General features: G+C 65.2%; 3 protein-coding genes and 2 pseudogenes. 2 read left to right on the top strand and 3 right to left on the bottom strand.

What is annotated here, in order from left to right:
- Nucleotides 1-20: 20 nt before the first annotated feature.
- A complete protein-coding gene (locus tag GV818_RS22585) occupies nucleotides 21-764 on the top strand; it encodes a thioesterase II family protein (protein WP_161759027.1) in 744 nt (247 codons plus the stop codon).
- A gap of 37 nt (nucleotides 765-801) precedes the next feature.
- On the opposite strand, the gene GV818_RS22580 is transcribed toward GV818_RS22585, so the two are convergent.
- Complete coding sequence (locus GV818_RS22580; protein WP_161777570.1) at nucleotides 802-1764, bottom strand: siderophore-interacting protein; 963 nt, start codon at nucleotides 1762-1764, stop codon at nucleotides 802-804.
- A 173-nt stretch (nucleotides 1765-1937) separates the two neighbouring features.
- Here GV818_RS22580 and GV818_RS35320 point away from each other — a divergent pair.
- Nucleotides 1938-22148 (top strand): annotated as a pseudogene (locus GV818_RS35320) (non-ribosomal peptide synthase/polyketide synthase); the annotation flags it as partial.
- Here the strand turns inward: GV818_RS35320 and GV818_RS34525 are convergent.
- Together GV818_RS34525 and GV818_RS22560 are read right to left on the bottom strand one after the other, a co-directional pair.
- A pseudogene (locus GV818_RS34525) lies at nucleotides 22036-22988 on the bottom strand (transposase). The pseudogenes GV818_RS35320 and GV818_RS34525 sit on opposite strands and share 113 nt — an antisense overlap.
- The gene (locus tag GV818_RS22560; RefSeq protein WP_161759023.1) at nucleotides 22969-23517 is read right to left on the bottom strand and encodes an N-acetyltransferase; all 549 of its coding nucleotides are present in this window, start codon (nucleotides 23515-23517) and stop codon (nucleotides 22969-22971) included. Before GV818_RS22560 ends, GV818_RS34525 begins: the two are co-directional and overlap by 20 nt.
- Nucleotides 23518-23528: the final 11 nt, after the last annotated feature.

Raw genomic sequence — 23528 nt, 5'->3', positions numbered from 1 at the left:
GATTTGTCGAGGGCAATACCGTGACCAAGTTGAGTTTGCTGTGCCTGCCGTATTCCGGCGCCAGCGCCATGGTGTACAGCCGCTGGCGGCGCAAGCTGCCGCAGTGGCTGCAACTGCAACCGTTGGAGTTGCCTGGGCGCGGTGCCCGTTACGCCGAGCCATTGCACACCGACATGCGCCAATTGGCCATGCAACTGGCCCGGGAAATCCAGGGCACGTTGCGTGCGCCGTATGCCTTGTTCGGGCACAGCCTGGGGGCGTTACTGGCGTGTGAACTGGCCCATGCCCTGCGTGCCCTGGGTTGCCCGGAGCCGGTGGCGCTGTTCGCTTCGGGCACTGCGGCGCCGACCCTGCGTGCTGAGTACGACCGGGGTTTTGCCGAACCCAAGACCGATGAGCAACTGATCGATCAGTTGCGCACTCTCAATGGCACCAGCGAAGAGGTATTGGCCAATCGGGAACTGATGGACCTGACCTTGCCGATCCTGCGCGCCGACTTCCTCCTGTGCGGGCGCTTTCGCCCCATGCAGCGCGAACTGCTGAGCTGTCCGGTGCATGTGTTGGGTGGCAAGACCGATCGCGCCACCACCGAGCAACTGATTGGCTGGAGCAAGGAAACCTGCGGCAGTTTCTCGGTGGACATGCTGGCGGGCGGGCACTTTTTCATCCATGCACATGAAGCCCGGGTGCTGAGCCTGATCAAGGGGCACCTGGACGTGCATCGGCGGCGCCACCAGATACCGCTGGCTGCGGCAACCTGGTAGTCGCTGCCGCAGGTTCGGAGCGTGTTGCGTAGCCCTTTCAGCCCAGGGAGGTGCCCAGGCGCCAGTAGCCCATCAGGGTCAGGTTGCGGCGCTCCTGGCCGCGTTCGTTGATCAGGTAGCGGCGGATGCTCATCACCGTGGCGGATTCGCCGGCGACCCAGGCATAGAAACTGTTGTCCGCAGGTTTGGCGGTTTCCCACGGGCGCTGTTCCTCATGGCGTTCGGAGACCTTGATCGGCCGGCGTTCGGTGTTGGCCGGCGGCAGTTCCGCCAGCTCCCGGGCGGCATGGATCAGGGTTTCGCCGTGGCGCGCATTGAGCACGTCACGTGGCAGCCAGTTGACCCGGGTCTGCGGGTGGCAGCGCAGGTCGATACAGTCGCTTTCGTGGGGCACTTCGATGAATACCTGCACATCCGGATGGTCCGGGTATTCCTGCAGGTCTTCGAGAATCCCGGCAATTGCCGGCAAGGCGGTTTCGTCGCCGATCAGCAGCACTTTGCGAATCCCCGCCGGCGGCAGCCATTCATAACCGCCCGGGTCGCCGCTGAAGGCCTTGTTCGGCACCACCATCTGCAATCGATCGCCGGGTTGCGCGTGGGTGGCCCAGGACGAGGCGGGGCCATTGACCCCATGCAGCACGAAATCCACGTCCAGTTCCGCCGGCTGCATGCGCAGGGCGCGGATGGTGTAGGTGCGCATCGGCGGTTGCTGCTGCGTCGGCAATTTGCGCCGGGCGGCGTGCCAGTCGCCTTCCACCGGAAGTTGCGGCGGTGTGCCGTCGGCGCCGGGGAACAACAATTTGATGCGCTGGTCCGGGGCCAGGGTGCGGGCCTGGGCGATGTCCTCGCCGCCGAACACCAAGCGCACCATGGACGGGCTGAGGTCGATGCGTTGCTTGAGTTCGACGTTGATCACCCGGTAGGCCCGCGGCTTGTCCGCGCCCACCAGCTTGCGTAGGCCGTTGGCCAGGGAGAGGGTCAGGGATGTGGCTGATGACATGATCGCGACCTTATAAAAAAGCAGGTTCTGATTTGACGAGTCGCCACCCCGGGAATTTACCGTTGCAGCCCTGATCCGCGGCGCTGCGCGCAGTTAATTTTTCTCCTGGCCCATCCGTTTCGTAGGGATAGCCGAGCCAAAGCTCGATACCCAACATGTACGGATGAACCCAGATGAACGCTGAAAAGTCCCTGAAACTTGCTCGTCGGTTTATCGAGCTGCCGCTGGAAAAACGGCGGCTGTTCCTCGATAGCCTGCGGGCGGAAAACATCGACTTTGGGTTATTTCCGATTCCTCTCGACGTGGCTGCCGATGACCGTCAGGCCCTGTCGTATGCCCAGCGCCGCATGTGGTTTCTCTGGCAGCTCGACCCCCAGAGCGGTGCCTACAACCTGCCGGGAGCGGTGCGCCTGACGGGCGCGCTGGACCGTGTTGCACTGGAACAGGCCTTCGCCGCCCTGGTGGCGCGCCATGAAACCCTGCGCACGGTGTTCAAGCGCCATGCCGACGACCGCCTCGAGCAGGCGGCGGCGCAGGCCACGCTGGCGGTGGAACACCAGGATCTCAGCCAGCTGGCCGCACCGGCGCGCGAGCAAGCGGTGGCCGAAGAGGCCCAGCGCCAGTCGTTGCTGCCATTCGACCTGGGCACGGGCCCACTGTTGCGGGTCAAGCTGCTCAAGCTCGATGCCCAGGAACACGTACTGCTGCTGACCCTGCACCACATCGTCTCCGATGGCTGGTCGATGAACGTGCTGATCGACGAATTCATTCGCTGCTACGACGCTTTCGAACGGGGCGAGGCGCCGCAGCTGGCGGCATTGCCGATCCAGTACAGCGACTACGCCTTGTGGCAGCGGCGCTGGCTGGAAGCCGGCGAGCAGGCGCGGCAGCTGGAGTACTGGCAGGCACGCCTGGGCGATGAGCACCCGGTGCTGGAGTTGCCCACCGATCACTCGCGCCCGGCGATGCCCAGCTACCGTGGCCGCCGTCATGAGTTCGCTGTAGAGCCGGCCCTGGCCGAACAACTGCGGAGCTTGGCGAAAGCCCACAACGTCACCCTGTTCATGCTCTTGCTCGGTGCTTTCAATGTGCTGCTGCATCGCTATACCGGGCAGGGCGATATCCGCGTCGGCGTGCCCATCGCCAACCGCAACCGCGCAGAAGTCGAAGGGCTGATCGGCTTCTTCGTCAACACCCAGGTGTTGCGTACCGAGCTCACCGGCCAGACCCGGATCAGCGAGTTGCTGCAGGCGGTCAAGGAGGCGGCCCTGGGCGCCCAGGCCCATCAGGACCTGCCGTTCGAGCAACTGGTGGAAGCCTTCAAGCTGGAACGCAGCCTGAGCCACACGCCACTGTTCCAGGTGATGTACAACCACCAGCCCCAGGTCGCCGACATCAGTTCGGTGAAGACCGCATCGGGGCTGGAGCTGGGCATGGTCGAGTGGCAGAGCCGCACCACCCAGTTCGACCTGACCCTGGACACCTACGAGAAGTCCGGCAAGCTGCATGCCGCGCTGACCTACGCGGTCGACTTGTTCGATGCCCAGACCATCGCCCGCATGGCCCGGCACTGGACTGCGCTGTTGCAGGGAATGATCAGTGACCCGCAGCAGCGTCTCGGCGAATTGCCGATGCTCGATGCCCAGGAGCAGCAGACCCTGGTTCACCGCTGGAACCAGACTCAGGTGCAGACCTACCCGACCCAGCAGTGCATGCATCAGTTGATCGAGGCCCAGGCCTTGCGTACGCCGCAAGCCAGTGCCCTGGTGTTCGGCGAGCAGGTCCTCAGCTACCGCGTGCTGGATGCCCGGGCCAACCAGCTGGCGCGCCTGCTGCGTGAGCAGGGTGTCGGGCCGGACGTGCTGGTGGGCATCTGCATCGAGCGCTCCGTCGAAATGGTGGTCGGCCTGTTGGCGATCCTCAAGGCCGGCGGTGCCTATGTGCCGCTGGACCCGGAATACCCCCTGGACCGCCTGGCCTACATGATCGAAGACAGCGGCATCGGGCTGCTGCTCAGCCAGCGCTCGCTGTTGCCATTGCTGCCGGCTGATGCGGTCAAGGTCATCACCCTGGATCAACCGCCGGGCTGGCTCGACGCCTACAGCGACAGCCCGCTGGCGCTGTTGGGCGGGCCGTTGAACCTGGCCTATGTGATCTACACCTCGGGCTCCACTGGCAAGCCCAAGGGTGCCGGCAACAGTCATGCGGCGCTGGTCAACCGCCTGTGCTGGATGCAGGAGGCCTATGGCCTGGAGGCCAGCGACGCGGTGCTGCAGAAAACCCCCTTCAGCTTCGACGTCTCGGTCTGGGAGTTCTTCTGGCCGCTGATGACCGGTGCCCGCCTGGTGGTGGCCGCGCCCGGGGCACACCGTGAACCGGCGCAACTGATCGCCACCATCACCGCGCAACAGGTCAGTACCTTGCACTTCGTGCCGTCCATGCTCCAGGCGTTTATCCGCGACAGCGGCGTCGCTGCCTGCATCAGCCTCAAGCGCATTGTCTGCAGTGGCGAGGCCTTGCCGCTGGATGCTCAGCAGCAGGTGTTCGCCCAACTGCCGGGCGTCGGCCTGTACAACCTCTACGGGCCGACCGAAGCGGCCATCGATGTCACTCACTGGACCTGCGTCGACGAAGGCGCCGACAGCGTGCCTATCGGCCGACCGATCGCCAACCTGCGCACCCATGTCCTGGATGCCCAGTTGCTGCCCGTGCCGGCCGGGGTCGCCGGCGAGCTGTACCTGGGCGGTGCCGGCCTGGCGCGCAGTTACCACCGCCGTCCGGCACTGACCGCCGAGCGTTTCGTGCCGTGCCCGTTTCATCATGGCGAACGCCTGTACCGCACCGGTGACCGTGTGCGCCAGCGTGCCGACGGGGTCATCGAATACCTCGGGCGCCTCGATCACCAGGTCAAGCTGCGCGGCCTGCGTATCGAGTTGGGCGAGATCGAGACGCGCCTGCTGGAGCACCCGCAGGTTCGCGAAGCCACGGTGCTGGTGATCGACGGCAAGCAACTGGTGGCGTACCTGGTGCTGCAGGACGCCGCCGATGACTGGTCGGACGTGCTGGTGGCGCATCTGGGTCGCAGCCTGCCGGAGTACATGGTGCCGGCGCAGTGGGTGCCGCTGCAGCGGATGCCGCTGACGCCCAACGGCAAGCTCGACCGCAAGGCCCTGCTGAGCCAGGTCGGTGAAGTCCAGCAAGCGCCTTACAGCGCACCCCGTGAGGGCGTCGAGCAGACCCTGGCCGAGATCTGGCGCGGGGTGCTGACGGTGGAGCAGGTGGGGCTGGACGACAATTTCTTTGCCCTGGGCGGTGACTCGATCATTTCCATCCAGGTGGTCAGTCGCGCGCGGCAGGCCGGCCTGCTGCTGAGCCCGCGGGACCTGTTCCAGCATCAGACCCTGCGCAGCCTGGCCCAGGTGGCCAAGGCAGTGGCCGCCGAGCGTGTGGACAGCGGCCCGGCCAGCGGTGAGGTGGCGCTGACCCCGGTGCAGCACTGGTTCATGGAGCAGCCGGTGCCCCAGCGTCACCACTGGAACCAGTCATTGTTGCTGCAGGCCCGCCAGCCTCTGGATGCTGAGCGCCTGGGCCTGGCCCTGAGCCGCCTGGCGGCCCATCACGATGCCCTGCGCTTGCGGGTCCGGCAGACCAGCGACGGTTGGCAGCAGGCTTACAGCGAGGACATCGGCGAGTTGCTGTGGTTGCGCAACGCCGAGAATGCACAGCAACTGGGCGAGCTCTGTGAAGCCGCGCAACGCAGCCTGGACCTGCAACACGGCCCATTGCTGCGCGGCCTGTTGGTCAACCTGGCGGATGGCAGCCAGCGCCTGCTGCTGGTGATCCATCACTGGGCGGTGGACGGCGTGTCCTGGCGCGTGCTGCTGGAGGACCTGCAACAGCTCTACACCCAGCCGCAAGCGCCATTGGCGCCGCGCACCAGTTCCTACCAGGCCTGGTCCGAGCACTTGCAACTGGTAGCGGGCGAACGTGCTGCCGAGCTGGAGTATTGGCAGGCACAGATTCCGGCCCAACTGGCCGACCTGCCGGCTGACCGTCCGGCGGGCGCCCTGGAAAACCGTCATGAGCAAAAGATCACCCTGACCCTGGATGCCCAGCGCACCGGGCAGTTGCTGCAGCAGGCCGCTGGTGCCTATCGCACGCAGATCAACGACCTGCTGCTCACCGCCCTGGCGCGCACCCTGGGCCGCTGGACCGGCACCGAAGGCACTCTGCTGCAGTTGGAAGGCCACGGCCGTGAAACCCTGGGCAGCGACCTTGACCTGAGCCGCAGCGTCGGCTGGTTCACCAGCCTGTTCCCGGTGTACCTGCGTCCGGCCGGCGAGCCCGGCGCGGCGATCAAGGCGATCAAGGAACAACTGCGCGCCGTACCGGACAAGGGCCTGGGCTATGGCCTGTTGCGCTACCTGGGCGCTGACGCCACGCGCCAGGCCCTGGCGCATCTGGCGCAGCCCCGGGTCACCTTCAACTACCTGGGCCAGTTCGATCGTCAGTTCGATGCCGAGGCCCTGCTGGTGCCGGCGACCGAGAAGGCCGGGCAGACCCAGGACCCGCTGGCGCCACTGGCCAACTGGCTGGTGATCGAAGGCCAGGTCTACGGCGGCGAGCTGAGCCTGAGCTGGGGCTTCAGCCGCGAGATGTTCGATAGCGCGACCATCCAGCGCCTGGTGGATGATTACCAACAGGAACTGCTGGCGCTGATCGAGCATTGCATCGATACGCAGCACGGTGGCTTCACGCCTTCCGATGTGACCCTGGCACGCCTGAGCCAACAGCAACTGGATGACCTGGCGCTGCCGTCCCGGCAGGTGCAGGACCTGTATCCACTGTCGCCGATGCAGCAGGGCATGCTGTTCCACAGCCTGTACCAGCAAGGCCAGGACGAGGTCTATGTCAGCCAGTTGCGCGCGGACGTGCAAGGCCTGGACGTGGTGCAGTTCCAGCGGGCCTGGGAGCAGGTGCTGGCGCGCCACGACATGCTGCGTACCGGGTTTGTCTGGCAGGACGAGCAGGGTCAGGCCCTGCAAGTGGTCTATCGCCAGGTCACGCTGCCGTTGATCGAACACGACTGGCGCGGTCGCCAAGATCTCGAGGCGGCGCTCGACAGCCTGGCCGAAGAACAGCATCGACAGGGCTTCGAACTGGCCCGGCCGCCGCTGCTGCGGGTGGCCCTGGTACGCACCGGCGAAGACCGTTGGCACTTGCTCTACACCAGCCACCACATCCTGATGGACGGCTGGAGCAATGCGCTGGTCCTCAACGAGGTCCTGCAAGCCAGCAAAGGCCAGCCTTTGGGGCCGGTGGGCGCCGGCTTCGCCCAGCACATCGCCTGGCTGCAACAGCAGGACCCGGTGGTTGGCGAACGCTTCTGGCGCGAGCGTCTGGGGCAGCTGGACGAGCCGTCGTACCTGGCTCGCAGCGTTGCCAAGGCGGCGCAGTCCGTGGGGCAGGGCGAATACGGCGAGCTGCTGTGCCAGCTTGATGAAGCCCAGACCCGGGACTTGAGTGCCTTCGCCCGGGCCCATCAGGTGACTCTCAACACCCTGGTGCAATCGGCATGGCTGTTGCTGTTGCAGCGCTACACCGGGCAAGCCGCAGTCGCCTGCGGGGTGACTGTTTCCGGGCGGCCGGCGGAGTTGGCGGACGTCGAGCAGCAGGTCGGTCTGTTCATCAACACCTTGCCGCTGATTGTCGGCGCTGAACCGGCACAAAGTGTCAGCGACTGGGTCCGCACGGTGCAGGCGCTGAACCTGGAAATGCGCGAGCATGAACACACCCCGCTGTTCGATATCCAGCGCTGGGCCGGTTCGGCTGGCGAGGCATTGTTCGACACCCTGGTGGTGTTCGAGAACTTCCCGGTGGCGCAGAGCCTGGAGCAGGCCGGCGGTGCCGGGCTGCAGTTCAGCAACGTGCGCAGCCAGGAACGCACCAACTACCCGCTGACCCTGACCGTCCACGGCGGGCAGCGCTTGAGCCTGAACCTGGAATACCTGCAGGCGGATTTCGATGCCGTCACGGTGCAGCGCCTGGGTGCCTACCTGCAGGCGCTGCTGCAGCGTTTCGTCGAGTCCCCCGAGTCGGCGCTGGGCGCCTTGCCGTTGCTCCTGGAGCCAGAACAGCAACGCTTGCTCAGCGATTGGAATCCGGCCCATGCCACGCAACCGGCCAAGGCCAGTGTGCTGAGCCGCTTCGAGCAGCAGGTGCTGGCGCAGCCGGACCAGGTGGCGCTGATTCTCGATCAGCGCCGCATGAGTTATGCCGAACTCAACCGCCGGGCCAACCGCCTGGCCCATCACCTGATGGAGCAGGGCGTTACTGCCGACACCCTGGTGGGGATCGCGGTGGACCGCTCGCTGGAAATGATTGTTGGCCTGTTGGCGGTGCTCAAGGCCGGGGGCGCCTATGTGCCGCTGGACCCGCAATACCCTCAGGACCGCCTGCAATGCATGATTGAAGACAGCGGGCTGCAGCTGTTGCTGACCCAGCATGCGCTGCTGGAGCGCCTGTCGATCGCGCCCGGGTTGCCGCGCATCTGCCTGGACGACGATCCACAGTGGCTGGCCGGATACTCGGCGCAGAACCCCGTAGCCCGTGCGCAACCGGGCAACCTGGCCTATGTGATGTTTACCTCCGGTTCCACCGGCCGGCCCAAGGGCGTGGGCATCGACCACGCCGCGCTGGCCCGTCACGTCGAGGTGTTCACCGAGCTGTTCGAACTGACCGCCAGTGACCGGGTGCTGCAGTTCGGCACCTTCAACTTCGACGGTTTCGTCGAGCAGCTGTACCCGGCCCTGTGCTGCGGTGCCGGGGTGGTGGTGCGCGGTGGCGAGCTGTGGGACAGCGACACCTTCTATGAGCAACTGATCGAGCACCAGATCTCGGTGGTGGACCTGACCACCGCCTACTGGTACCTGCTGGTGCGCGACTTTGCCGACCGTGGCCCGCGTGACTACGGGCGCCTGCGCCAGGTGCATGCCGGTGGCGAGGCGATGCCGCCCGAGGGCTTGAGTGCCTGGCGTGAAGCCGGCCTGGCGCATGTGCGCCTGCTCAATACCTATGGCCCCACCGAAGCCACGGTGACCGCCACGGCATTGGACTGCGGCGGCTACGTCGACGGCAGCGAGGCGGTGCCGGCGATCATGCCGATTGGCCGGGTCCTCGATGGCCGTGCCATCTACCTGCTGGACGCCAGCCTCAACCCGGTACCGGTCGGTGTCGCCGGTGAGCTGGTGATCGGTGGGCCGCTGCTGGCCCGGGGTTACTTCAACCGTCCCGAACTGACCGCCGAGCGTTTCATTCCCGATCCGTTCGCGGTGGCTGGCCCGGGCCGCCTGTACCGCACCGGTGACCTGGCGCGCTACCGCGCCGATGGGGTGATCGAGTACATCGGGCGCATCGACCATCAGGTCAAGGTCCGTGGTTTCCGCATCGAGCTGGGGGAAATCGAAGCCCGCCTGCTGGCCCAGGCCAGCCTGCGCGAAGCCTTGGTGATTGCCGCCGACAACCAGTTGCTCAGCTACGTGGTGGCCAACGAGCCGCTGACGCCAGCCGGGCAGCTGGCATTGCGCGAGCAAATCAAGTCGGCCCTGCGCGACGCGCTGCCGGACTACATGGTGCCGGCGCATATCCTGTTCCTTGAACACCTGCCGCTGAGCCCCAACGGCAAGCTGGACCGCTCGGCGCTGCCCAAGCCCGATGCCAGCCAGTCCCTGGACAGCTGGATCGCCCCGGTCACCGAGCGTGAGCAGCAGATCGCGGACATCTGGTCCCAGGTGCTGGGGGCTGAACGCGTGGGCCTCAGCGACCAGTTCTTCGAGATGGGCGGGCATTCGCTGCTGGCCACCCAGATGGTCTCCCGGGTGCGCCACAAGCTGGGCATCGACGTGAGCCTCAGGACCCTGTTCGAGCACCCGGTGCTGGGCGATTTCGTCCAGGCCCTGGGCCAGTCCGGGATACCGGCCCCGGTGATCCAGCCGGTCGATCGGCAACAGCCGTTGAGCCTGTCCTACGCCCAGGAGCGGCAGTGGTTCCTCTGGCAACTGGACCCTGAAAGCGCCGCCTACCATGTGCCCAGCGCCCTGCGCCTGAAGGGCCGGTTGGATGTGACGGCGCTGCAACGCAGCTTCGACACCCTGGTGGCGCGCCACGAAAGCCTGCGCACGCACCTGCTGCAGGACGGTGAGCGCACGCTGCAAGTGATCAGTGCCCAGGCGCGGATCGAGGTGGTCCTGGCCGAGGCCGACGAGGCGCGGCTCAAGACCCTTGTGGAAGCCGAAATCGCCCAGCCGTTCGATCTCAAGCAAGGGCCGCTGTTGCGGGTCAAGCTGCTGCGCCTGTCGGAGGATGAGCACGTGCTGGTGCTGGTGCAGCACCACATTGTTTCCGATGGCTGGTCGATGCAGGTGATGGTCGATGAGCTGGTGCAACTCTATGCCGCCTACAGCCAGGGCCAGACGCTGCAACTGCCGGCCATGCCGATCCAGTACGCCGACTATGCCCTGTGGCAGCGTGACTGGATGGAGGCCGGGGAGAAGGTGCGTCAGCTGCACTATTGGTGCGGCCTGCTGGGCGGCGAACAGCCCGTACTGGAGCTGCCGTTCGACCATCAACGCCCGGCCCTGCAAAGTCACCGCGGTGCTCGCCTGAACATCGATCTGGCACCGTCCCTGGTGGCAGACCTCAAGGCCTTGGCCCAGCGCCAGGGCGTGACCCTGTTCATGCTGTTGCTGGCCTCCTACCAGACCCTGTTGCACCGCTACAGCGGCCAGCAGGACATCCGCGTCGGGGTGCCGATCGCCAACCGCAACCGGGTCGAGACCGAGCGCCTGATCGGCTTCTTCGTCAACACCCAGGTGCTCAAGGCCGACATCGACGGGCAGATGAACGTGGCCCAGCTGTTGCAACAGGTCAAGCAGCGGGCCCTGGAGGCCCAGGCTCATCAGGACCTGCCGTTCGAACAGTTGGTCGAGGCCTTGCAGCCCGAGCGCAGCCTGAGCCTGAGCCCGTTGTTCCAAGTGGTGTTCAACCACCACATCACCTTGGCCGACAGCCATCTGCAGCGCTTGGCGCAGTTGGACATGGCGCTGGTGACCTGGGATGAAGGGGTGGCGCAGTTCGACCTGACCCTGGATATCGAGGAGTCGGCCGCCGCAGTGCGTGCGTCCCTGAGCTATGCCACCGATCTGTTCCAGGCCTCGACCATCGAGCGCATGGCCCGGCATTGGCAGAACTTGCTGCGCGGCATGGTTGCCGACCCGCAGCAGAGCATCGGCCAGCTGAACCTGCTGGATGTCGACGAACAGCAGCACATCCGCCAGCTGTGGAACCGTACGGATTCGGGTTTTTCTGCCCAGCGCCTGGTACATGAGCGGGTGGCCGACCGTGCAAGGGAAACCCCCGAGGCCGTGGCGGTGATCTTCGACGATCAGCAGCTGACCTATGGCGAGCTGGAGCGCAGTGCCAACCGCCTGGCCCGGGCCTTGATCGCCCGTGGCGTGGGCCCGGAAGTGCGGGTGGCGATTGCCATGCCGCGCAGCGCCGAAATCATGGTGGCGTTCCTTGCGGTGCTCAAGGCCGGCGGCGTGTATGTGCCGCTGGACGTGGAGTATCCACAGGACCGCCTGCTGTACATGATGCAGGACAGCCGCGCCAAGCTGCTGCTGACCCACAGTGCGGTCCAGCAACAACTGCCGATCCCCGCTGGCCTGGATAGCCTGGCAGTCGACCAGGCCCAGGATTGGGCCGGCTACGCAGAGACGGCGCCACCGGTGACCCTGGACGGCGACAACCTGGCCTACGTGATCTACACCTCGGGTTCCACTGGCATGCCCAAGGGCGTGGCGGTGTCCCACGGACCGTTGGTGGCGCACATCATCGCCACCGGCGAGCGCTATGAAATGACCGCGGCCGATTGCGAACTGCACTTCATGTCCTTCGCTTTCGACGGCTCTCACGAAGGCTGGATGCACCCGCTGATCAACGGCGCCCGAGTGCTGATCCGCGACGACAACCTGTGGTTGCCGGAATACACCTACGCACAGATGCACCGCCATGGCGTAACCGTCGGGGTGTTCCCGCCGGTGTACCTGCAACAGTTGGCCGAGCATGCCGAGCGCGACGGCAATCCGCCGCCGGTGCGGGTGTATTGCTTCGGCGGCGATGCGGTGGCCCAGTCCAGCTACGATCTGGCCTGGCGTGCGTTGCGTCCGACCTATCTGTTCAACGGTTATGGCCCGACCGAAACCGTGGTCACGCCATTGTTGTGGAAAGCCGCTAAAGGCACTCCGTGTGGCGCGGCGTATATGCCCATCGGCACCTTGCTGGGCAACCGCAGCGGCTACGTGCTGGACGCCGAACTCAACCTGCAACCAATTGGCGTGGCCGGTGAGCTGTACCTGGGCGGCGAGGGCGTGGCCCGCGGTTATCTGGAGCGTCCGGCGCTGACTGCCGAACGTTTTGTGCCCGATCCTTACGGCGCCCCGGGCAGCCGTGCCTACCGCAGTGGCGACCTGACCCGTGGCCGCCCCGACGGCGTGGTGGATTACCTGGGGCGGGTTGACCATCAGGTGAAGATCCGTGGTTTCCGCATCGAACTGGGCGAGATCGAAGCCCGCCTGCGTGAGCAGGATTCGGTGCGCGAAGCGGTGGTGGTGGCCCAGGAAGGGCCGACCGGCAAACAGCTGGTGGGTTACCTGGTGATGCTCGATCCGAGCGTGGCCGGCGACCTGGCGCAGCAAGCGAGCTACCGCGACACCCTGCGCCGTGCCCTGCGCAGCCACCTGCCGGATTACATGGTGCCGGCGCACGTGCTGTTCCTCGAACAGATGCCGCTGACTCCCAACGGCAAGCTCGATCGCAAGGGCTTGCCGCAACCGGACGCGAGCCAGATGCAGCAAGCCTATGTGGCGCCCGAGAGCGAGCTGGAGCAACAGATCGCGGCCATCTGGGCCGAGGTGCTGCGCCTGCCGCGGGTGGGTTTGAACGACAACTTCTTCGAGGTGGGCGGCCATTCCCTGCTGGCGATCCAGATCACTTCCCGGGTTCAGGCCGAACTGGGGCTGGAAGTACCGCTGGCGGAGCTGTTCCAGACCGATTCGCTGCAGACCTATGCCCAGGCCGCAAGCGCTTGCCATGTCGGCACGGCGGCTGATTTTGATGATCTTCGTGAATTCATGAGCGAACTAGAGGCGATTTGAATAATGCTTTCCAACCCTAATATCGATCTGGTCTCGCGCTTTCTCCGACTGCCTCTGGAGCAGCGCCAGCAGTTCTATCAGCGCCTGCAAGCGCGGGGCATGAGTTTCGCTCAACTGCCCATCGCCCCGACCCGGCAAGACGCGCCAAGCCTGCCGTTGTCCTACGCCCAGGAGCGTCAGTGGTTTCTCTGGCAACTGGATCCGGACAGTGCTGCCTACCACGTACCGGCGGCGCTGCGCCTGAGCGGGCGCCTGGACAAGGGCGCCCTGCAGCGCAGTTTCGACACCCTGGTGGCCCGCCATGAAAGCCTGCGCACCCACCTGCATCTGGATGGCGAGCGCATGTCCCAGGTGGTGCTGGCCGAGACCGAGACCCGGATCAGCGAAGCGCAGATCGATGAGCCACAGCTGATGGCCCGGGTGGAGGAAGAAATTGCCCGGCCTTTCGATCTGCAGCGCGGTCCGCTGCTACGGGTCAGCCTGTTGCAACTCGATGCCGACGAGCACGTGCTGGTGCTGGTTCAGCACCACATCGTGTCTGACGGCTGGTCGATGCAAGTGATGGTCGAAGAGTTGGTGCAACTGTATGGCGCCTATAGCCAGGGGCAGGCGTTGCAACTGCCGGCCCTGCCGATCCAGTACGCCGACTACGCCCTCTGGCAGCGCAGCTGGATGGAAGCCGGAGAGAAGGCGCGTCAGCTGGGGTATTGGCGTGAACTGCTGGCCGGTGAGCAGCCGGTGCTGGAGTTGCCGCTCGATCATCCACGCCCGGCAGTCCAGAGCTTTCGCGGGGCGCGCCTGGACATGGCCCTGGAGCCGGCCCTGGTGTCGGGGCTCAAGGCTCTGGCCCAGCGCGAAGGCGCGACCCTGTTCATGGTGCTGCTGGCGTCTTTCCAGGCCTTTGTGTATCGCTACAGTGGCCAGCAGGACCTGCGGATCGGGGTGCCGATTGCCAACCGTAACCGGGTCGAGACCGAGCGCCTGATCGGCTTCTTCGTCAATACTCAGGTGTTCAAGGCCGATCTCGACGGGCAGATGACCTTCGCCCAGCTGTTGCAACAAGCCAAGCTCCGTTCCCTGGAAGCCCAGGCTCACCAGGACTTGCCCTTCGAGCAATTGGTGGAGGCCTTGCAGCCCGAGCGCAGCCTGAGCCACAACCCGTTGTTCCAGGTGATGTTCAACCACCAGGCCAATGCCTCGCCAGGTGGCGCAGAGAAGCAGTTGCCCGGCCTGCGGGTCGCCGGCCTGGAATGGGAGAACCAAACCGCCCAGTTCGACTTGAGCCTGGATACCCAGGAAGCCGGCGAAGGGATCTGGGCGTCCCTGACCTACGCCACCGACTTGTTCAGTGCCGCAACTGCGCAGCGCATGACCCGTCACTGGCTGAACCTGTTGCGGGTGGCGGTCGGGGACAGTGCCCTGGCACTGGATGACCTGCCGCTGCTGGATGCCCAGGAGCGGCAGCAGATCGTCTATCAATGGAACGCCACCGAACGCGATTACCCACTGCACGCCAGCGTGCAGCAGTTGATCGAAGCGCAGGTGATACGGGCTCCGGATGCACCGGCCCTGGTCTTTGCCGGGCAGTGCCTGAGCTATGCCGAGCTGAACCGCCGGGCCAACCGCCTGGCCCATCGCCTGATCGCGGCCGGAGTCGGCCCGGATGTGCTGGTGGGGCTGGCAGTTGAGCGCTCCATCGAAATGGTCGTGGGCCTGCTGGCGGTGCTCAAGGCCGGCGGCGCTTATGTACCGCTGGACCCTGAGTACCCTCGCGAACGCCTGGCCTACATGCTTGAGGACAGCGGCGTGAAACTGTTGCTGACCCAGGCGCACCTGCTGGAGCAACTGCCGATTCCCCAAGGGCTGCAAAGCCTGGTGCTGGAGCCGGGCGAGTCCTGGCTGCAAGGCCATGGCGAGCACAACCCTGGGGTCGAGGTGGTCGGCGAGAACCTGGCTTACGTGATCTACACCTCAGGTTCCACCGGGCAACCCAAGGGTGCCGGTAACCGCCATTCGGCCCTGAGCAACCGCCTGTGCTGGATGCAGGAGGCTTACCGGCTGGATGCCAGCGACACCGTATTGCAGAAGACCCCGTTCAGTTTCGACGTATCGGTGTGGGAATTCTTCTGGCCGCTGATGACCGGCTCGCGCCTGGTAGTCGCGGCGCCGGGGGATCATCGTGAGCCGGCCAAACTGGTGAGCCTGATCAATGCCGAGCAGGTCACCACGCTGCACTTTGTGCCATCGATGCTGCAGGTGTTCCTGCAGGATTCGAACGTGTCTTCCTGCCAGAGCCTGAAGCGAATCGTCTGCAGTGGCGAGGCGTTGCCGGTGGATGCCCAGCAGCAAGTGTTCGCCAAGCTGCCCCAGGCGGGTTTGTACAATCTCTACGGACCCACTGAGGCGGCCATCGACGTCACCCATTGGACCTGTGTCGACGAAGGGCGCGATGCGGTGCCGATCGGCGAACCGATCGCCAACCTGGGCTGCTACATCCTCGACCGCAACTTCGAGCCGGTACCGGTAGGTGTGCTGGGCGAGTTGTATCTGGGGGGCGAGGGCCTGGCCCGTGGTTATCACCGTCGCCCGGCCCTCACGGCCGAGCGTTTCGTGGCCCATCCATTCGTGGCCGGGGAGCGCCTGTACCGTACCGGCGACCTGGCGCGCTATCGCGAAAACGGCGTGATCGAGTACGCCGGGCGTATCGACCATCAGGTCAAGCTGCGCGGCCTGCGGGTCGAGCTGGGAGAAATCGAGGCTCGTCTGCTGGAGCATGACTGGGTATGCGAGACCGCGGTCCTGGCCGTGGATGGCCAATACCTGGTGGGCTACCTGGTGCTGCAAGGCGAGGGCGATGACTGGCGCGATGTGCTGAGTGCACACCTGGCGGCTCATTTGCCGGACTACATGGTCCCGGCGCTGTGGCGGGTGCTGGAGCAGATGCCCTTGAGCCCCAATGGCAAGCTGGACCGCAGGGCCCTGCCCAAACCGGATGCCAGCCAGTTGCAGGCGCAGTGGGTGGCGCCGGTCAGTGCCATCGAGCAACAGGTGGCGGCTATCTGGGCTGACATTCTCGGGGTCGAGCGGATCGGCCTGACGGATCATTTCTTTGAATTGGGTGGCCACTCGCTGTTGGCCATGCAGGTGGTCTCACGCCTGCGCCAGGGCCTGGAACTGGAGGTGCCGTTACGCGTCCTCTTCGAGCAACCGCGACTGGGCGGTTTCGCTGCGGCCTTGCAGGCGCTGGACGCCAGTGCCGGCCAAGCGGTGCCGGAGATTGTCGCGGTGTCCCGGGACCAGCCCCTGGCCTTGTCCTACGCCCAGGAGCGGCAATGGTTTCTCTGGCAACTGGAGCCCGAAAGCACGGCCTATCACGTACCGGGTGCCTTGCGCTTGAAGGGAAACCTGGACCAGGCGGCCCTGCAGCGCAGTTTCGACACCCTGGTGGCGCGCCACGAAAGCCTGCGCACCCATCTGCGGCAGGACGCCGAGCGCGCGGTCCAGGTGATCTGTGGGCCTCAGGCATTGCCGATCCCGTGTGTCGACATTACCGAGGACCGGCTCAAGGCCGAGGTGCAAGCGCAGATCGGCCGTCCTTTCAACCTGGAGCAAGGGCCGTTGTTGCGGGTCCAACTGCTGCGCCTGGCGGCCGATGATCACGTGTTGGTGCTGGTGCAGCACCACATTGTTTCCGATGGCTGGTCGATGCGGGTGATGGTCGATGAGCTGGTGCAGTTGTATGTCGCCTACAGCCAGGGCCAGGACCTGCAATTGCCGGCCCTGGCGATTCAGTATGCCGACTACGCCTTGTGGCAGCGCAACTGGATGGAGGCTGGGGAAAAACAGCGTCAGCTCGATTATTGGGTGCAACTGCTGGGCGGTGAACAGCCGGTGCTGGAGTTGCCCCTGGACCACTTGCGTCCGGCCGCGCAAAGCCATCGCGGGGCGCGTTTGAATGTGCCACTGCCAGCGCCGCTGACCGAGGATCTCAAGGCCCTGGCCCAGGCTCAGGGCATGACTCTGTTCATGCTGTTGCTGGCTTCGTTCCAGACCCTGTTGCACCGCTACAGTGGCCAGCAGGACGTGCGGGTCGGGGTGCCGGTGGCCAACCGCAACCGCATGGAAACCGAGCGTCTGATCGGCTTTTTCGTCAATACCCAGGTGTTCAAGGCCGATATCGACGGGCAGATGACCGTGGCCCAGTTGCTGGTCCAGGTGAAGCAGCGGGCCTTGGAGGCCCAGGCGCACCAGGACCTGCCTTTCGAACAACTGGTGGAGGCCCTGCAGCCGGAGCGCAGCCTGAGCCTCAACCCGCTGTTCCAGGTGATGTTCAACCACCAGACCGACAACCAGCGCAAGGAGTCCGGGCAACCGCTCAGCGACCTGCGGGTGGAAGGCCTGGAATGGGACAGCCAGACCGTGCACTTCGATCTGGACCTGGATGTACATGAGTCGGCCGATGGTCTCTTGGCTTCGCTGGGCTATGCCACCGATCTGTTCGAGGCCTCGACCATCCAGCGCATGGCCCGTCACTGGCAGAATCTGTTGCAGGCCATGGTGGCCGATCAGCAGCAGAGCATTGGCCAGTTGAACCTGTTGGATGTCGATGAGCAGCAGCACATCCGTCAACTCTGGGACCGCAGCCAGTCGGGCTTCCCGGCCGGGCGCCTGGTGCACCAGCTGGTGGAAGACAGTGCCCGGCGTACCCCGGACGCGGTGGCGGTGATCTTCGATGACCAGCACCTGACCTACGATCAGCTCAACAGCAGCGCCAACCGCCTGGCCCGGGCCCTGATCGCCCGTGGCGTGGGACCGGAAGTGCGGGTGGCGATCGCCATGCCGCGCAGCGCCGAGATCATGGTGGCGTTCCTGGCGGTGCTCAAGGCTGGCGGCGTGTATGTGCCGCTGGACGTGGAATACCCCGAGGACCGCCTGCTGTACATGATGCAGGACAGCCGTGCCCGGCTGCTGCTGACCCATACCGCCGTGGCGCACAAACTGCCGATCCCCGAGGGACTGGCGAGCCTGGCGGTGGATCGCCGCGAGGACTGGGACGGTTACAGCGACACGACCCCGGCAGTGGCCCTGGACGGCGACAACCTGGCCTACGTGATCTACACCTCCGGCTCCACTGGCATGCCCAAGGGCGTGGCGGTGTCCCACGGGCCGCTGGTGGCGCACATCATCGCCACTGGCGAACGCTATGAAATGACCCCGGCGGACTGCGAGCTGCACTTCATGTCCTTCGCCTTCGACGGTTCCCACGAAGGCTGGATGCACCCGCTGATCAACGGTGCGCGGGTGCTGATCCGCGATGACAGCCTGTGGCTGCCGGAATACACCTACGCGCAGATGCACCGTCACGGGGTGACCGTGGGCGTGTTCCCGCCGGTGTACCTGCAACAGCTGGCCGAGCATGCCGAGCGCGACGGCAACCCGCCGGCGGTGCGGGTGTACTGCTTCGGTGGTGATGCGGTGGCGCAATCGAGCTATGACCTGGCTTGGCGCGCCTTGCGTCCGACCTACCTGTTCAACGGCTACGGCCCCACCGAAACCGTGGTCACGCCGCTGTTGTGGAAAGCCCGTGCCGGCGATCGCTGTGGCGCGGTCTACATGCCGATCGGCACCTTGCTGGGCAACCGCAGCGGCTATGTGCTGGACGCCGAACTCAACCTGCAGCCGATTGGCGTGGCCGGCGAGCTGTACCTGGGGGGCGAGGGTGTGGCCCGCGGTTACCTGGAGCGTCCGGCGCTGACTGCCGAGCGTTTTGTGCCCGATCCGCATGGCGCCCCGGGCAGCCGCGCCTATCGCAGCGGCGACCTGACCCGTGGCCGTGCCGACGGTGTAGTGGATTACCTGGGCCGGGTCGACCACCAGGTGAAGATCCGCGGTTTCCGCATCGAACTGGGCGAAATCGAAGCCCGTCTGCGTGAGCAGGAATCGGTGCGCGAAGCGGTGGTAGTGGCCCAGGAAGGGCCGAGCGGTAAACAGTTGGTGGCTTACCTGGTGCCCCTGGACCCCACTCAGGTCGATGACCTGCAGGCCCAGGCCGATTGCCGTGAAGTGGTACGCCAGGCATTGAGAGCGCGGCTGCCGGATTACATGGTGCCGGTGCACTTGCTGTTCCTGGCGCAGATGCCGCTGACGCCTAACGGCAAGCTGGACCGCAAGGGCCTGCCGCAGCCGGATGCAAGCCTGATGCAGCAAGCCTATGTGGCGCCGCAGAGTGAGTTGGAGCAGCAGATCGCGGCGATTTGGGCCGAAGTCCTGCGCTTGCCCCAAGTGGGCTTGAACGACAACTTCTTCGAGCTGGGCGGGGACTCGATCATTTCCATCCAGGCGGTCAGCCGGGCTCGTCAGGCGGGTATCCGCTTCAGCCCCAAGGACCTGTTCCAGCACCAGACCGTGCACAGCCTGGCGGCTGTGGCCCGCCAGGGCGAGGAGGGGCTGGTGATCGATCAGTCGCCGTTGAACGGCGAATTGCTGTTGTTGCCGATCCAGCAAGCGTTCTTCGAGGACGATATCGTCGAGCGTCATCACTGGAACCAGTCGGTGGTGCTGCGGGCCCATGAGCGCCTGGACCCGCTGTTGCTGGCGCAGGCACTGCAGGCGTTGATCGTGCACCACGACGCCTTGCGTTCGCAGTACATCCAGCAAGACGGCACCTGGCAGGCCAGTTATCGTCCAGCCCAGCAGCACCAGGCCGAGCAGGTGTTGTGGTGCCGGACATTGGGCGATGCCGAGGAACTCGCGGTGCTGGGCGAGGCCGCCCAGCGCAGCCTTGATCTTGGCCAGGGCCCGTTGCTGCGGGCGGTCCTGGTGGACCTGGCGGACGGTTCCCAGCGCTTGCTGTTGGCGATTCACCACTTGGTGGTGGATGGCGTGTCCTGGCGGATCCTGCTGGAAGACTTGCAGAGCGCTTATCGCCAACTGGCCCAGAGCCGCCCGGCGGTATTGCCGGCCAAGACCAGCTCGACCCGGGCCTGGGCCCAGCGCTTGCAGAGCCATGCCCAGGGCGAGGCCCTGCAACGGCAACTGGGGTGGTGGCAAACGCAGCTGCACGGGGCCGAGGCCGATCTGCCGGGAGTCAATCCGGCGGCCAGCCTGAGCAACCGCTACGCCTTGAACGTCACCACGCACCTGGATCAGGCCTATACCCGCAAGTTGCTGCAAGAGGTGCCGGCGGCGTATCGCACGCAGATCAACGATGTGCTGCTGACCGCCCTGGCGCGGGTCATGGGGCGCTGGACCGGCCACGCCTCGACCCTGATTCGCCTGGAAGGCCACGGCCGTGAAGACCTGTTCGATGACGTCGACCTGACTCGCACCGTGGGCTGGTTCACCAGCATCTATCCGGTGCAGCTGGTGCCCGCCTCGACGCTGGCGGACTCGCTCAAGGGGATCAAGGAACAGCTGCGCAGGATTCCCGATAAAGGCATCGGCTTTGGCGCCCTGCGCTACCTGGGCAGCGCCGAGATCCGTGAGGCCCTGAGTCGGTTGCCACGTCCGCGTATCACCTTCAACTACCTGGGGCAGTTCGACGGCAGTTTCGACGATGGGCAAAGCGCAGGCTTGTTTGCGCCCTCTGGTGACTACAGCGGGGCGGACCAGAGTCCTGATGCGGACTTGGGCAACTGGCTGGAAATCAACGGCCAGATCTACGCCGGCGAATTGAACCTGAACTGGAGCTTCAGCCAGCAGATGTTCGACGAGGCAAGCATCCAGCACCTGGCCGATGACTACGCCCGGGAACTCAAGTTGCTGATCGAGCACTGCTGCCAACCGCAGCACCACGGTGCGACCCCGTCCGACTTCGCCCTGGCCGGATTGCCTCAGGAACAACTGGATGCCTTGCCGCTGGCGCTGGAGCAGGTCGAGGATCTGTACCCGCTGGCGCCGATGCAGCGGAGCATGCTCAATCAGGTGGTGCACAAACCGCGCGCCGGTGACTACATCAACCAGATGCGCATCGATGTCCAGGGCCTGGACGTCGAGCGTTTTTGCGGGGCCTGGCAGGCCGCCATGGACCAGCATGCAATTCTGCGTACGGGGTTCCTCTGGCAGACCGGCCAGCAGCCGCTGCAAGTGGTCTACAAACATCGGCAACTGCCTTGGGTCGAGCATGACTGGCAGGATCGGGCCGATCAGGTACAAGCCCTGGAAACCCTGGCCCAGGCCACCCGCATCCAGGGCTTCGCGCTCGACCAGGCGCCGCTGTTGAGTCTGGTGGCGGTGCGTACCGGTGCCAACCGCCATCATCTGATCTACACCAGCCACCACTTGCTGCTGGATGGCTGGAGCGGTTCGCAACTGTTTGGCGAGGTGCTGCAGCACTACGCGGGTGAGAGCTTGCCGGCGCGCATCAGCAGCTATCGCGATTACATCGCCTGGCTGCAACGCCAGGACCGTGACGCCAACCAGGCCTTCTGGACCGAGCACCTGGCGCCATTGCACGAGCCGACGCGCTTGCCGGGCAGCGCCGTGGTCGTGTCCGGGCAAGCGCGTACGGCCAATGCTGATCACCGCTTGACGTTCGACCTCAAGCAGACGGCCTGGCTCAAGGCTTCGGCGCAGCGCCACAAGGTCACCCTCAACACCCTGGTACAGAGTGCCTGGCTGTTGTTGCTGCAGCGCCACAGCGGGCAGGACAGCGTGGCCTTTGGGGCCACTGTGTCGGGTCGCCCGGTGGAGTTGCCTGGGATCGAACAGCAGGTCGGGCTGTTCATCAACACCCTGCCGGTGGTGGCTTCACCCCGTGGGCACATGGCCGTGGGCGACTGGCTGCAGCAGGTACAGGAACAGAACGTACGCTTGCGCGAGCAGGAACAGACTGCGCTCTCGGACATCCAGCGTTGGGCCGGTCGGGCCGGCCAGGAACTGTTCGACAGCGTGCTGGTGTTCGAGAACTACCCGGTGTCCGAAGCGCTGGAGCAAGGGGCACCTTCGGGCCTGCAGTTCGTTGACGTGCAGAGTCTGGAGCAGACCCACTATCCATTGACCGTCATGCTCTGGTCTGCGGACACCCTGCGGCTGGAGTTCAACTATGACCGCGAGGTCTTCACGGCGGCGGACATGGGCTACCTGGCCGGGGATTTCCAGCAGTTGCTGCTGGCCCTGGCCGACGAGACGCTGCAACGCCTTGGCGATCTGCCTGCAGCGGAGAGCGTCGAGCCTGAGCCGCTGCTGCAGGTGTAAGGTCGCAAGCGGCGCCGGCGGATGTTCGCCTGGCGTCGGCTGCGGCGATGATGCACAAGCCCCCGGTCACGGACAGTGACCGGGGGCATAACGAGCAACTGTCTTGCCAGTCAAGCCGTGTGGATGGGTTCATCCCACGGCTTTCCTGTTTTGCGACGGCGTTGAGAATGGTCACCAGCTTTCGCATACAGGCAACCAGAACAACTTTGTTCGGCTTACCTGTGGCGACGAGTCGTTGATAGAAGGCCCCGATTACTGGGTTGAAGCGAACAGCCGCTAACGTCGCCATATGCAGCATGCGCCTGACCGCTGCATATCTACCGAAGATCATTCGCTTGCCGCGAAACGTTCCTGAGTCGCGGTTAAAGGGGCTACCCCGATCAACGCATTGACCTTCCGTCGTATCAGTTTGCCAAGCTGCGGCAAGTCGGCGATCTCCGGGCACTTGACACTGTGCACCGGGTTGCCACCGGCGATGGCATTGTTCTCCAGGAGGTGATCGAACACGCTGGCCAGTGCCGCCAGTTTGCGGCGGATGGTGGCCCCGGCCAGGCTGGGGTTTTCGAGCTGGGCGCACCAAGCCAAGACGTGGGCCCGGGTCACGGCACGAAACTCATCGGCGCCGGTGAGCCCGACAAAACCGCAAAAGTCCTCCAGGTCGTTTGGATAGGCGCGCCGAGTGCGCGGGTTGTCGATATTTACTAACCACTCCACCGCTGCCGGCACGACGGCCAGTTGCTGAAACTGGGATGCGGTTAGACGGTGCTCAGCGGCGTCGCCTGCGGTATTAGCTGATTCATGATTGCTCCCGGGCAGCCCACGCGCTCTGGATGGCTGGCCATTCGGGTGATGCCTCGATTTCCCGAATCTTGGCCAGGTGTTCGGGCTCGGGAATCAGGTGCCTCCAGCGGTCTTGCTCGGCGTCCTGATCGCCGGTACGGATATCGCGCGTGAGCTCGACGCCGGCGCCGGCGAAGCGCCTGCGGACCTTGTCCCAAAAATCGACCGAGGTAGCAACTTCGTGCATGGGCGTCAGCGGTACCTGGTACAGACACCAGATCCGCCACAGCGCGGCCTGGCCACTGCCCTGCCGGCGCTGTGTGTCGCTGATCTTGAAGTCGCTGATGTAGACCCGATCCTGGAGCGGGCTTTGGCCGTAGCGGATGGAGCCGACAGGTTGGCCATCACGCAGGATCGAAGCGGTAATGGTGGGCCCGGGGAAAAAGAAATTGTCCCGCACTACTGCGTTGTGCTCGATCTGGATCTGCAGGCCCAGGGCGGACTGATCGAGCTTGGCCGCCTTGCGGCGCTGGAAGAAGTCGCGGAGGGGGTCGAACAGGGGCATGGGGCTATCCG

This window comes from Pseudomonas sp. Fl4BN1 (assembly GCF_009908285.1).
Lineage (GTDB): Bacteria > Pseudomonadota > Gammaproteobacteria > Pseudomonadales > Pseudomonadaceae > Aquipseudomonas.
This window is presented reverse-complemented; position numbering and strand designations above follow the sequence as displayed.